Origin of the sequence: Neisseria sp. HMSC074B07 (assembly GCF_001810355.1) — a bacterium.
GTDB lineage: Bacteria > Pseudomonadota > Gammaproteobacteria > Burkholderiales > Neisseriaceae > Neisseria.
This window is the reverse complement of sequence record NZ_KV800965.1, coordinates 1-13,343: the sequence shown is the minus strand read 5'-3', so window position 1 is coordinate 13,343 and position 13,343 is coordinate 1. Positions and strand designations below refer to the sequence as shown.

The following is a 13,343-nucleotide window of genomic DNA, read 5'->3' as shown; positions in this document are numbered from 1 at the left end:
TACTGGTTTAAAGTTAATCCACTATATTTCCGCTTTTTTTAAAGTCCTACAAACACTTATGCTGCTCGACCTCAACCGCTTTTCCTTTTCCGTCTTCCTGAAAGAAGTCCGCCTGCTGACCGCCCTTGCCCTGCCCATGCTGCTGGCGCAGGTCGCGCAGGTGGGCATCGGTTTTGTCGATACCGTGATGGCGGGCGATGCGAGTACGGAGGACTTGGCGGCGGTGGCGTTGGGCAGCAGCGCGTTTGCCACGGTTTATATTACGTTTATGGGCATTATGGCGGCGCTGAACTCGCTGATTGCCCAGCTTTACGGCGCGGGTAAAACCGACGAAGTAGGCGAAACGGGGCGGCAGGGGATTTGGTTCGGGCTGTTTTTGGGGATTTTCGGCATGGTATTGATGTGGACGGCGATTACGCCGTTCCGCAACTGGCTGACCTTGAGCGATTATGTCGAAGGCACGATGGCGCAGTATATGTTGTTCACCAGTCTGGCGATGCCGGCGGCAATGGTGCACCGCGCCTTACACGCCTACGCTTCCAGCCTGAACCGCCCACGCCTGATTATGTTGGTCAGCTTCGCGGCGTTTGTGTTGAACGTGCCGCTGAACTATATTTTCGTTTACGGCAAATTCGGTATGCCCGCTTTGGGCGGTGCGGGCTGCGGACTGGCGACGATGGCGGTGTTTTGGTTCAGCGCGCTGGCATTGTGGATTTATATCACCAAGGAAAAATTCTTCCGCCCGTTCGGACTGACGGCAAAATTCGGCAAGCCGGATTGGGCGGTGTTCAAACAGATTTGGAAAATCGGCGCACCCATCGGGCTGTCTTATTTTTTGGAAGCCAGCGCGTTTTCGTTTATCGTGTTTTTGATTGCGCCCTTCGGCGAGGATTATGTAGCAGCGCAGCAGGTCGGCATCAGTTTGTCGGGGATTCTCTATATGATTCCGCAAAGCGTCGGCTCGGCAGGAACGGTGCGCATCGGCTTTTCGCTGGGGCGGCGCGAATTTTCGCGGGCGCGTTATATTTCGGGCGTGTCGCTGGTGTCGGGCTGGGTGCTTGCCGTGATTACCGTGCTTTCATTAGTATTATTCCGTTCCCCGCTGGCAAGCATGTACAACAAGGATCCGGCGGTTTTAAGCATCGCCGCCACCGTCCTGCTGTTCGCCGGTTTGTTCCAACCGGCAGACTTCACCCAATGTATCGCGTCCTACGCCCTGCGCGGCTACAAAGTCACCAAGGTGCCGATGTTCATCCACGCTGCCGCCTTCTGGGGCTGCGGCCTGCTGCCGGGCTACCTGCTCGCCTACCGTTTCGATATGGGCATTTACGGCTTCTGGACGGCATTGATTGCCTCGCTCACCATCGCCGCCGTCGCCTTGGTGTGGTGCTTGGAATTGTGCAGCAGGGAGATGGTCAGCTCGCATAAGGTCGTCTGAAAACTCCGCCGATTAAAATATCGAAACAATGGGCTGAAGCCCGCCACTGACAATACCCATTTTAAAGTTTAAACCCATGCAACCCATCCAATACCAAACCGACCTCACCCCTTACAACACTTTCGGTCTTCGCGCCCAAGCCCAAGCCTTTATCGCGCTCGAACACGCCGACGAGTTGCACGACATCGTCCGATTGCCCGAGTTCGACCGCGATACCGTTTTATGGCTCGGCGGCGGCAGCAACATCCTTTTGATGCAGGATTACGCCGGGCTGGTCGTCCATATGGAAAACAAAGGCATACGCGAGATTGCGCGTTCAGACGGCCTCGTTTACATCGAAGCGCAGGCGGGCGAAATCTGGCACGACTTTGTCCTGCACACTGTCGCGCTGGGCTTGAACGGCCTGGAAAACCTGAGCCTGATTCCGGGCACGGTCGGCGCGTCGCCCGTGCAGAACATCGGTGCATACGGTGTGGAAGCTAAAGACGTGATTCACAGCGTGCGCTGCTTCGATTTGGATACGGAAACCTTTGTCGAGCTTGCCAATGCCGATTGCCGCTTCGCCTACCGCGAAAGCCTGTTCAAGCAGGAAGGCAAAGGGCGTTATGTGATTGTTTCGGTCGTGTTCGCCCTGAAAGAGCGTTTCGAGCCGAATTTGGGTTACGGCGATTTGGCGGCCGCCGTTGCCGAACTGAGCGCGGGCAGAATGCCGACGGCGAAAGACGTTTCCGATGCAGTGTGTGCAATCCGCAACAGTAAACTGCCTAATCCTAACGTACTTGGTAATGTCGGCAGTTTCTTTAAAAACCCCGTCGTCAGCGCGGAAAAAGCTGCCGCCCTGTTGCAGCAGCATCCGGATATGCCGCGCTATCCGCAGCCCGACGGTTCGGTCAAACTCGCCGCCGGCTGGCTGATCGACCAATGCCGTCTGAAAGGCTTCCAAATCGGCGGCGCGGCGGTACACGACAGGCAGGCTTTGGTTTTGGTGAACAAAAACAATGCTTCTTCAGACGACGTCTGGCATCTGGCGCAACATGTCTGCGATACAGTATTTACTCGATTTCAGGTAGAATTACACGCCGAACCCAATTGGCTGCCCGCTTCGTACAGCCTGTAAATCCAAGGAGTATGCCCGTGACCCGCATTGCAAAAACCAATACTTACACCCGCATCATCGACGCCAGCCTGACGCTCTTCAACGAGGAAGGCGAGCGCAACATCAGCACCAACCATATCGCGGCGCATTTGGGCATCAGTCCGGGCAATCTTTATTACCACTTCCGCAACAAAGACGAAATCATCGTCCAACTGTTCAAACGTTACAGCGAAGCCCTGCTGGCATACCTGAATGAAGCCGTGTTGCCGTCCGATGTGGAAGACTCCATCAACTATATGGCAGGCATTTACGACGTCATGTGGGAATACCGTTTCCTGTTCAGCGACGTAAACACCCTGCTTGCGCGTAGTGCCGAACTATTGGGCGAACACAATACCTTCACCCAAGCCAAAGTCTCCCCGCTCTTGGTCAACCTGCTTACCCAGCTCAACGGCCTGAACATCATCCAAGCCGACCAAACCGCCATGAACGACCTCGCCGTCAATATGTGGATGGTCACGAAATACTGGTTCGACTTCGACAGCTCCCTGCGCGGGCGCACCAAGCTGACCGAAGACTCCAAAGCACGCGGCATCCGCCGTACCTTAAGCCTTCTGCGTCCCTACCTCTTGCCGGAACACCGCGAGGAATACGACCGGAAAATAGGCGGTGCGCAGTCATAATTTCCATGCCGTCTGAGCCTATTTCCAGACGGCATTCATCTATAAACATGATACATACCCCTCCTTCCGCCTCCCCCGACGCATCTATCTTAGGCCTAGGCTATCTCGGCCGCCCTTTGGCGCAGAAACTCTACGAAAACGGCAGCCGCGTCGCCGCCGTCAAGCGCAGCCTGACTTCGGACGATATTAATCTGCCCATACACCTCGACACCCTCGACCTCAATCAAGACAATGTGTTTCAAAGCGCGAACCTTGCCCGCGATACAAGCTTTTGGCGGCAACACGCAGACAAACCCGTTTGGTTCTGCCTCTTGCCGCCATCCTCGCTGACGCATTACGCCGATACCGTCAAACAATGGGCAGAACTTGCCCGAGCGTGTAACGTGCAACATCTGATTTTCACGAGCAGCACCAGTGTTTACGGCGATAAAGCGCGCGAATGCGACGAAACTTCCGCACCCGATCCGCAAACCGAGTCCGCCCGCCAAATCCTTGCTGCCGAACAATACCTGCTCGACAGCGGCGTGCCGAACATTGACATCCTGCGTCTGGGCGGGCTTTATTGTGCCGAACGCCATCCCGTCAGCCGCCTTGTTCAAAAGCAAAACATCCCGGGCGGCAACCGGCTCGTCAATATCGTCCACCGCGACATCGCCGTCGAAACCCTGTTTCAGACGACCCTCCATCCAAACGGCAGACGCATCCGCAACATCGTCGAACCGCAACATCCGACCCGCCGCGATTTCTACACCGCCGAAGCCACCAAACTCGGCCTCCCGCCGCCCAATTTCGCGCCCGACGGCACCGGTGACGGCAAAATTGTAAATACCGTTTCCGCCGACGGATTAAGCCTGTAAAATTGGCGCTCCGCGACCGTTTCAGACGACCTTTCGGCAGCGGCAAAACCAAAACCAAAAAACACAGTCTTACTTAACAACCCTAAGCCCGAAAGTATCGAGAACACCCTATGTCCGCCCTATTTCCCGTTATCAACCACCTGATACAGCAAAATCCGGAACATCAACAAGACCTGTCCCGCCTGTCAGGCAAAACCCTGAGCCTCAACCTCGCCGGATTCGGACTGACCGGACGCATCAATCACGACGGCTTCCTCGAAACCGCCGACCAACCCGCCGACACCCTCATCACCTTCCATCAAAGCGCCATCCGCAAAATCCTGACCGGACAAGAACCCGGCGTCGGCGACATCAGCCTCGAAGGCGACCTCATGCTCGGCATGACCGTTCTGCCCATACTCGGCAGCCTGCGCTACTACGCATCAGACGACCTCGCCCGCATCTTCGGCGATTCACTCGCAGGCAGCATCAGCGAACGCGCCGCAAACATCGGGCAAACCGTCAAAAAAATCGGGCAAAGCATAGCCGAGCAAATCAGCGATTTTTCCCGCGAACCCGAATCTCCCGTCATCGACGCCGCCACCCTGTCCGCCTGGATGGAAGAAGTGGACAAACTGCGCGACGACGTTGCCCGCCTTAACGAACGCCTCGACCGGCTCGAACGCGACATCTGGATAGACTAATTTTCAGACGACCCCATACCTATGAACAGCCCGTTTCACAACATCGGTATCGTAACCCGCCCCAATACCCCCGAAATCCAAAACACCGCCCACACCCTCATCCACTTCCTGCAGGGACACGGCCTCACCGTCTATCTGGACGAAATCGGCATAGAAGAACGCTGCATCTATGTTCAAGATACCGTCGGCTGCCACATCGTCAGCAAATCCGACTTGGGCAAACACTGCGACCTCGTCATCGTCCTCGGCGGCGACGGCACATTCCTCTCCGTCGCCCGCGAAATCGCCCCCCGCGCCGTACCCGTTATCGGCATCAACCAAGGGCATTTAGGCTTCCTCACCCAAATCCCCCGCGAAAACATGACCGAAGAGCTGCTGCCCGTTCTCGAAGGCAAATACCTGCCCGAAGAGCGCATCCTCATCGAAGCCGCCCTCGTCCGCGACGGACAAACCTTTCACCGCGCCCTCGCCCTCAACGACGCCGTCCTCTCGCGCGGCGGTGCCGGACAAATGATAGAGTTCGAAGTCTTCATCAACCAAGAATTCGTCTATACCCAACGCTCCGACGGCCTCATCGTCTCCACCCCCACCGGCTCCACCGCCTACTCCCTTGCTGCCGGCGGCCCCATCATGCAGGCAGGCTTGCACGCCTTCACCCTCGTACCCATCTGCCCCCAATCCATGACCAACCGCCCCATCGCCATCCCCGACACCTCCGAAATCGAAATCCTCGTTACCCAAAGCGGCGACGCCCGCGTCCATTTCGACGGACAATCCTTCATCGACGTACAAAACCTCGACCGCATCATCATCCGCCGCTACCACAACCCCCTGCGCATCCTCCATCCCACCGACTACCAATACTTCCGAACCCTGCGCCAAAAACTCCACTGGGGCGAACAGCTCGTATAAACACAAAAGGTCGTCTGAAACCCGATTGTCAAGTTTTCAGACGACCTCATCAACCCACAAACCCTTCCCCCATTCCCAAACCGACGCCATCCCTATCTAACAACAAACGGACAACCCAAACCACGCATCCGCCCTTTATCAAAAACGTCCCCAATCATGAACCGACAAAAAACCTACCTCCTGCTGACTGCCCTGTTCACCCTGATTTTCATCGCACTCATCATGCTCGGCGGCTACCTGCTTTCCATCCAAAGCAAACAGTTCGCCGTCGCCGCCTTCCTGTTCGCCTTCGGCGCCGTCTTCGCCCAAATCGGCAGCCTCGCCCTCTACATCCGCCACAAAGCCCGCGCACAAATCATGCGTGAGCAACAAACCGAATCCCATTAAGGCTGGGTATTGTTCGTTATCCGTTTGCCGGTTCTACAGGCTTTACATAGGTAAAGTTTTGTTTGCCGCATTGCTCCCCCCCCCCTTGCAATTTACACTGACACCGCATACAACTTGTATGTTCTTAAATCTTTCAACCCACGGGAGTAGACTTATGAAACAAAACATCATCGTTGTCTTATTCAACATCTCCAGCGAAGCTTATCAAGCCTTTTCTGAATTGAAAGCTTACTCGCAGACAACAGATGCTTTGGTGGCACAAGCCGTTTTGATTAAAAAGGAAAATGGTCTGATTATCCCAGCAGAAAGCACCGACTTTACCGCCAATACGGTCGAAGGCACATGGACGGGCGGCCTCATTGGTTCACTGATCGGCATTCTCGGCGGTCCTATCGGTGTTCTGTTGGGTGGAGCTACTGGCGCACTCATCGGCAGTGATGCAGGCACTGCCCAAACATTGGGAGAGGGGTTGTTGCTGGAAAATACAGCCAAAAAACTGGATAACGGCAGTACTGCAATCATTATTTTGGCGCAAGAATCCGACGAAGCTGTATTGGATGCCTTCTTCCACCGTTTCAAAACCGTTATTCTCCGGCAAGATGCAGCCGTTGCCCAACAGGACGTATTGGCAGCAATAGAAGCGCAGGAAGAAGTGGCACGTCAGGCACACGAAGCGTGGAAAAAACAGCGCAAAGCCGAGCGCAAAGAGAAAGTGGAAGCCTTCAAGGCCGACATCAAACAAAAATTCGACAAATTGGCAGCCAAGTTGAAATAACACTGCCACCAACCCAAGGTATGTAACCGCTCAAATTTTCCGTTTCGGATGCATGCCAAACCGGTTTGAGGCTACCTGAAAATCTATTTTTCAGGTAGCCTCTCCCTTTTTCATGCCCCGCCAAACCATCATGCTCACCCCGCAAAGCTGCGACCTATTCCAACGCCCATTTTTCCAGTTCGCCCAAATCCGCCAATACCAGCCCGAAACCGAAGCGCAAACCAAGCAAGGCCGACTACAAAGCCGCGTGGCAAGTGTGGCGCACGTTGGTTTTACAGGTAGCCTCACAACTGGGCGCGGGCTTTGCCCCGCCGCATATCGAACGCTGGTGCAACGGCTGGCAGCGCGACCTGGCTAGTCGAAACCCTGCACCGCCTGCTGCCAGTGTACGAAGCCTGCCACAATGTGCGGCTGTGAGCGGAAGCAAGCTTCCCCCATCTGCCGTTAAGGCTACCTGAAATCTAAAAGAAACAAACAAAACCAATGACCAAACGCCGAACCTTCCTCATTCTGACCATCCTCTTCACCCTGCTCTTCATCGCATTGGTAACGTTGGGCGCCTACCTGCTTTCCATCCAAAGCAAACAATTCGCCGTCGCCGCCTTCCTATTCGCCTTCGGCGCCGTCTTCGCCCAAATCGGCAGCCTCGCCCTCTACATCCGCCATAAAGCCCGCGCACAAATCATGCGCTCGCAACAAACCGAACCCCATTAAGGAAAACCCATGTTCGACAAAATCGTCCTCGCCAGCGGCAACGCAGGCAAACTCAAAGAATTTTCCCGCCTCTTCGCCGATTTGAACATCGAAGTCCTGCCGCAATCGCAGTTCGACACGCCCGAATGCCCCGAGCCGTACCACACCTTCGTTGAAAACGCTCTCGCCAAAGCCCGCCACGCCGCCAAACACAGCGGACTGCCCGCGCTCGCCGACGACTCCGGCATCTGCGCTACCGCATTAAACGGCGCACCCGGCGTCCTCTCCGCCCGCTATGCTGGAGCAAATCCCAAATCCGATGCCGCCAACAACAAGCGCCTTTCAGACGAACTCGCCTACCAAGCCGACAAAAGCTGCTACTACGTCTGCGTCCTCGTCCTCGTCCGCCACGAAAACGACCCGCAGCCCATCATCGCCGAAGGCATCTGGCGCGGCCAATGGCAGACAGAAGCCGCAGGAACCTACGGCTTCGGCTACGACCCGCATTTCTACCTGCCCGAACACAACTGCACCGCCGCCGAGCTTGATCCCGAAATCAAAAACGCCGAAAGCCACAGGGGGCAGGCTTTGCGGGAATTGTTGAAAAAAATCGAAGCCCTCTGAACAACAAAAACGTCGTCTGAAAACCCGCTACGCCGTTTTCAGACGACGTTTTCGATCCCGTTTATCGGTAAAACGCACCACCAAAGGAACAAAACTTATAAAATTTTTTCAAAAACTTATAATATCCAAAAAAAACAGCAAATATCCTTACTCAAAAATCCCAATCATAAAAACATAAAACACATTCTACAAACCACTCCTTGAAGATTGATTACCGTCCACACCCGACGGAGCGCCTGTTATAAAGACAATACAAGGAGTCATCACATGAGAAACTACCCCTTCAAAACCATCGTCGCCTGCCTCAGTATTTTGTGGTACAGCCCACACCTGTGGGCAGCAGATGCGACTGCACCCGAAACTGCCGTCCTCGATGCTGTTGAAGTCCGCGGCAAACGCCTGACCAAAGACCAGAAAGGCGAAGCGCAGCAATACAGCAAAAACGTCTCCAATGCCTATCTCGGCAAAGAATACCTCGAACGCTACCGCCCCGATGCCGCCGGCGACATCCTCAAGGGGCTCAACGGCGTGTACAACATGAATACGCGCAATGCGGGCAGCGCGATTACGCCTAGCATTCGCGGCATCGCCGGAAAAGGCCGTATCCCCGTTACCATTGACGGAATGGAACAGACCGTCGACGTATGGATGAACAATTACGGCGTTGCCGACCGAAACTACGTTGATCCCGCCCTGTTCCGCAGTATTGCGGTAGAAAAAGGGCCGTCGATGACCCGAGGTGTCAAATCGGGAGTGGGCGGTTCGGTCGCCATTCAAACCATCGAGCCGGAAGACATTGTTCCAGAAGGGAAAAAATGGGGAATTCAGATAAAAGGCAGTTTTTCGGGCAATACGGCCAAGCCCCGCGTTGATAATTTGCAATACCTCGGTGTTGAAGACTACCGCACCATTCCGGGCAGACCGACGGCAGACGGGGCGGCGGGCGCAGTCGCCGGAACGTTGGAACCTTATCAGGCACTCGATTTTCAAGAGAAAAACCCGCCGCGCAGCCGCAGCAGCAAAATCAGCAATTTCAAAGACGACCGCTCGGGCATGGTTTCGGCGGCGTTTAAAACCGATATTTCAGACGGCCTGATTGCTTACAGTGACCGAAAAAAAGGCAATTACTTCAGCGGCAAACGCGGGGCGGGCGGCTATCTGAACAATCCGGAATACGACCCCGACAATGCGGATTTCGGCAATACGGGGGCGACCATGATACCGAACATGGCGAAGCTCTACCGCCCCGGCGAAGAAGTGTTCAACAGCAACGTGGCGAGCAAAAGCCTGCTGCTGAAAAACAACTGGTATCTGCCCAACAATCAGAAAATCAGCCTCGGTCATATGCGCACCCGCGTCCGTTTCGGCGAAAACAACCCCTTTTACAACGCCATATTGCTGGGCTTCAGCAACGAGTTCAACTTCACCGGCAGGCCGCCGCTGGTCATACCTGCGCAAACGCTCAATTCCACCATCGACACCAAAAGCCATAAAATCAGCTACGAATGGAAGCCCGAAGGCAGCCGCTGGATAGACTTACAAGCGAATATCTGGCGCACCCAAACCACCAGCTCACGCCACCAGAGCGGCGGGCCGGATTTGGCCGTTACCTACGGCGATCAGGAATACGATAAGTGGGCGAACTGCTTTGTCCACAACAAGATTCCCAACGAATTTATCGGCAGGCACATCAGCGAAGGCATAGGCTGCCGCGAGCTGGTTGCCGAAGGGTTGGTTCCTGCCGAAGAGCCGAAAGATCCGCCTCCTGTACCCGGTGCATACCGCGTCAAATCAGGCGTAGAACAGCGCACCCGCGCCACCCGTACCGGCGCCGACATCAGCAACCGCATGCGCCTGACCGACAAGCTCGCCATGACCCTCTCCGCCAACGTCCAATATGAAAAACTGGACGAATCCAACCGAATCACCAACAACGACAAAGATATTTTCGACATCATCGGTGCCGCCACAGCCGCCACAGCCGTTGCCGGCCCGAGGGCGGGACGCCGCCACGAATGGGGCGCGGGAGTCGCTTTCGACTGGCAGGCGACCGACCGCCTGAACATTCAGGCAGGCATACGCTACGACAAATTCTGGGCTTACGACGATGCCTTGGCAAAAGCAAGGCGGGCGAGAAAAGATCCGTTTTATTCCGTCGATTTGCAAGGAGGGAAAAGCTCGGACGGCTATATCCTCGGCAGCTATATCCCCTATTACGAACTGATTGCAAATAAAGAAGAAGCGGACGATGTGCGGAAAATCCTGAGAACAGAAGATGTTGACGAGTCAAATCGTCTGATAAACGAATTCCGCCACAAATACGGTTATGACTATAACGATAAAGGATATTCGATTAACGGAGAAAGGCAGACCGGCGAAGTCATCTATGCCAACGCAAACGGCGACAATCCACAGGTAGATAACCCATCCTTCAACCACGACGAAGCCGTTTACCGGCAGAAAGAAGTCTATACGCCCTATATCGACGGCAAATATCAAGGGCCGGTTTTCGCACAAGGGCAATTTAACGAAAAAGTAAACAATCCTCAGGGATTGCAAGGCAGCTATTTCAAATATTTAACCAATGCGGCAATAGATGATGTTAAAACACCCTATCTGCAAAAAAAAGAGCGGGCGACTACGATGGGCAGTACCGGCGGTCACCGCCTCTATAAAAAACCCGCCAACGAAGACGAAGTATGGCCCATGCCCAAACACCTGAAAGCCAGCGCATGGTCGCCTGTCATCGCCGTCAGCTACGATTTGACCGACAACAGCCGCCTGTTCGCCCGTTTCGCGCAGGCGACCCGCTTCCCCAGCATTTACGAAGCGACCACCACCAACGTCAACCTGCTGGAAGCCTACAATACCGAATTCAACCTGAAGCCCGAACGCAGCACCAACTGGGAAGCAGGCTATTCATTCAATTTCGCGCCCTACTGGCAACGGCTGAAATACGGCAACATCCGCCTGACCTACTACTACAACACCATCAAAAACGCCATCGACATTACCGAAAACAAAAACCTGACCCAATACGACAAGAAACAAACCAGCGGCATCGAGTTGCAAAGCCGTATCGACAGCGGCAAATGGTTTGCCTCATTCGGCGCGAACTACCGCTTAAAGCAGCGCACCTGCGACAAATCGACCGCCTTCAACTATGACGTCTATAACAACCGCATCCCCGAATGTATCGACGGCGGTTTCGGCGCCACCCGTTTCTATCAGACCATGCAGCCGAAATACTCGCTCAACCTCGATGTCGGCACTCGCCGCTTCAACAACAGGCTGGAACTGGGCATGCGCGGCATCTACCACAGCACCGTCGATACCGGCCAGCAGGACGAACTGGCGCGTCAGGGCTTGGCGCGGATTATGCAGGCATCGGGCAGACCCTACCACTGGCGTTCCGCCTTGGTATTGGATGCTTACGGACGCTACAACTTCGGCAAAAACCTGAGCATGAACTTCAGCGTCAGCAACCTCACCAACCGCTACTACCTCGACCCGATGTCCAACGTCCCCATCCCCGCACCGGGACGGGCGGTTACCGTTGGGTTTACAGGCAAATTCTGACGGGGCAATGCTTGAGAGGTCGTCTGAAAATTTCAGACGACCTCTCCGACAAAAGCTGTTATGATGCCTGCGTTCCCGCCTGCCACGAAAACGACCCGCAACCCACGATTGCCAAAAGCCACAGGGACAGGCGTTGCGGGAATGAATTGTTAAAAAAATCTAAGCCTTATAAATCGATGATAGGTCGTCTGAAAACCCGAAATGCTTTTTCAGACGACCCCAGCCCACCACATCACGAAAGAAACTCATGTCCCCCAAACAAATCCTGATCGTCGCCGTCCGTTTGATCGTTTTAATCGGTATCGTACAAACGCTCAGCAGCATCGTTACCATATTTGCCCAGTCTGGAAGCGAATATAACAGCACACAACTCCTGTTGCCGCTATCCATCTACGGCTTTTATTTGGCCGCATGGCTGCTTGTATGGTGTTTCCCTGCCACCATTGCCAACCGCCTGCTGCCCCAACATCTGCAAACCGCACAGGAGCCTCCCAAACACCCTGCGCCATGGATGATGACCGGTATTGTTTTGATCGGCATATACACTCTTTCCCAAGCCATACCCGAACTGATTTACTTGTTCTCTATTTATCGTTTTACACAATCTATCTCTACCGACACGCAGACATCCATTTGGGCGAATCTCGGCACGCAAAACCAAGCCGGTATATTCGCCAGCACCGCCCAATTCCTTATCGGGATTTTCCTACTGTTCGGCGCGCCCAAACTCTCTTCTTGGATTCGCAAAAAACTTTAACGGCATAAAGACAACAGGTCGTCTGAAAAAATTTCAGACGACCTGAGATTGTCCTTGTGCCGAAATAAAACCGAATTTATGGCCCATTCCCGTCATCAACTTGTGAAACTGCTCTTGCTGCCCTTTATTCCGCTGATGAAAACCATCCGTTTGATATTGTCGTCTATAGTAGCTTTATCATTAATCCTGTTACTGTTTATTTCTAAAACTTTGTTGTTTTTCTCAAAGCCTTTTCTGCCCGTCATTGCCGTTTTGTGGCGTTTATTGATGTGGCTGATGTTCCCTTTATTTTTTATCTGTTTGAGACCTTTGCAAAATTTCTTTTCCTCCAACAACCGAAACCCAAAAACAGGTTTTCGGCTGTTTTCTCCCCCAATCACTCCTAATTTTACCCAAATACCCCCTTAATCCTCCCCGGATACCTGATAATAAGGCATCCGGACCGCCTTTTAGGCGCAAACAGGCACACTTAGCCTGTTAGCTGCTTTCAACAGGTTCAAACATATCGCCTTCAGATGGCTTTGCGCACTCACTTTGAGCAGACCAAAATAGGCTGCCCGGGCGTAGCGGAATTTACGGTGCAGCGTACCGAAGCTTTGTTCGACCACATAACGGGTCTTCGACAAATATCGGTTGCGTTTGGTTTGCGCCTCCGTCAGCGGACGGTTGCGGTGGGCTTTGCGCATAATGCCGTCTAACAACTGATGCTCTTTCAGATGTTGCCGGTTTTCCTTACTGTCGTAGCCTTTGTCGGCATAGACGGTCGTGCCTTCGGCAATACCCTCCAACAAAGGGGACAGATGGTTGCACTCATGGACATTGGCGGGGGTGATGTGCAGTTTCTCGATATAGCCTTCCT

General features: G+C 54.1%; 14 protein-coding genes and 1 pseudogene. 13 read left to right on the top strand and 2 right to left on the bottom strand.

All coding sequences use genetic code 11. The features are described from left to right. Positions 1 to 58 precede the first annotated feature (58 nt). The 13 genes and pseudogenes from norM (at position 59) to HMPREF2726_RS09255 (ending at position 12,484) form a co-directional block, all read left to right on the top strand. Positions 59 to 1,438 carry a multidrug efflux MATE transporter NorM gene (gene norM, locus HMPREF2726_RS09310; protein WP_070603122.1) on the top strand — a complete coding sequence of 460 codons (1,380 nt, stop codon included), beginning with the start codon at positions 59 to 61 and terminating at the stop codon, positions 1,436 to 1,438. A gap of 76 nt (positions 1,439 to 1,514) precedes the next feature. Continuing rightward, complete coding sequence (gene murB, locus HMPREF2726_RS09305) at positions 1,515 to 2,555, top strand: UDP-N-acetylmuramate dehydrogenase (protein WP_070603121.1); 1,041 nt, start codon at positions 1,515 to 1,517, stop codon at positions 2,553 to 2,555. Positions 2,556 to 2,566: 11 nt separating this feature from the next. After that, entirely contained in the window at positions 2,567 to 3,217 is a 651-nt protein-coding gene (locus tag HMPREF2726_RS09300; protein WP_003751497.1) for a TetR/AcrR family transcriptional regulator, read from the top strand. A 47-nt stretch (positions 3,218 to 3,264) separates the two neighbouring features. After that, positions 3,265 to 4,074, top strand: coding sequence for an SDR family oxidoreductase (locus HMPREF2726_RS09295; protein WP_070603119.1), 810 nt, complete (start codon positions 3,265 to 3,267; stop codon positions 4,072 to 4,074). A 110-nt stretch (positions 4,075 to 4,184) separates the two neighbouring features. Continuing rightward, entirely contained in the window at positions 4,185 to 4,757 is a 573-nt protein-coding gene (locus HMPREF2726_RS09290) for a ubiquinone biosynthesis accessory factor UbiJ (RefSeq protein WP_003756986.1), read from the top strand. Positions 4,758 to 4,778: 21 nt separating this feature from the next. After that, entirely contained in the window at positions 4,779 to 5,669 is an 891-nt protein-coding gene (locus tag HMPREF2726_RS09285) for an NAD(+) kinase (protein WP_039407581.1), read from the top strand. Between the two features lie 156 nt (positions 5,670 to 5,825). Beyond that, positions 5,826 to 6,056 carry an NGO_0222 family membrane protein gene (locus HMPREF2726_RS09280; RefSeq protein ID WP_019270290.1) on the top strand — a complete coding sequence of 77 codons (231 nt, stop codon included), beginning with the start codon at positions 5,826 to 5,828 and terminating at the stop codon, positions 6,054 to 6,056. A 154-nt stretch (positions 6,057 to 6,210) separates the two neighbouring features. Next, positions 6,211 to 6,831 (top strand): DUF1269 domain-containing protein, encoded by a 621-nt coding sequence (locus HMPREF2726_RS09275; RefSeq protein WP_070603117.1) that lies wholly within the window; start codon positions 6,211 to 6,213, stop codon positions 6,829 to 6,831. Positions 6,832 to 6,961: 130 nt separating this feature from the next. Then, positions 6,962 to 7,175: pseudogene (locus HMPREF2726_RS13300) on the top strand (HI_0552 family protein); the annotation flags it as partial. A 139-nt stretch (positions 7,176 to 7,314) separates the two neighbouring features. Beyond that, positions 7,315 to 7,545, top strand: coding sequence for an NGO_0222 family membrane protein (locus HMPREF2726_RS09270; RefSeq protein WP_003741840.1), 231 nt, complete (start codon positions 7,315 to 7,317; stop codon positions 7,543 to 7,545). A gap of 9 nt (positions 7,546 to 7,554) precedes the next feature. Further along, positions 7,555 to 8,148, top strand: a complete 594-nt coding sequence (rdgB, locus tag HMPREF2726_RS09265) for an RdgB/HAM1 family non-canonical purine NTP pyrophosphatase (protein WP_070603115.1) — start codon at positions 7,555 to 7,557, stop codon at positions 8,146 to 8,148. Positions 8,149 to 8,415: 267 nt separating this feature from the next. Then, positions 8,416 to 11,727, top strand: coding sequence for a TonB-dependent receptor domain-containing protein (locus tag HMPREF2726_RS09260; protein WP_070603112.1), 3,312 nt, complete (start codon positions 8,416 to 8,418; stop codon positions 11,725 to 11,727). A 247-nt stretch (positions 11,728 to 11,974) separates the two neighbouring features. Beyond that, positions 11,975 to 12,484 carry a hypothetical protein gene (locus HMPREF2726_RS09255; protein ID WP_070603111.1) on the top strand — a complete coding sequence of 170 codons (510 nt, stop codon included), beginning with the start codon at positions 11,975 to 11,977 and terminating at the stop codon, positions 12,482 to 12,484. 95 nt (positions 12,485 to 12,579) lie between these two features. Here HMPREF2726_RS09255 and HMPREF2726_RS14165 read toward each other — a convergent pair whose 3' ends face one another. Beyond that, positions 12,580 to 12,864, bottom strand: coding sequence for a hypothetical protein (locus HMPREF2726_RS14165; protein ID WP_036529208.1), 285 nt, complete (start codon positions 12,862 to 12,864; stop codon positions 12,580 to 12,582). Positions 12,865 to 12,933: 69 nt separating this feature from the next. Then, positions 12,934 to 13,343, bottom strand: a 410-nt coding sequence (locus HMPREF2726_RS09245; protein ID WP_148132506.1) for a transposase, incomplete at its 5' end; no start/stop codon positions are given.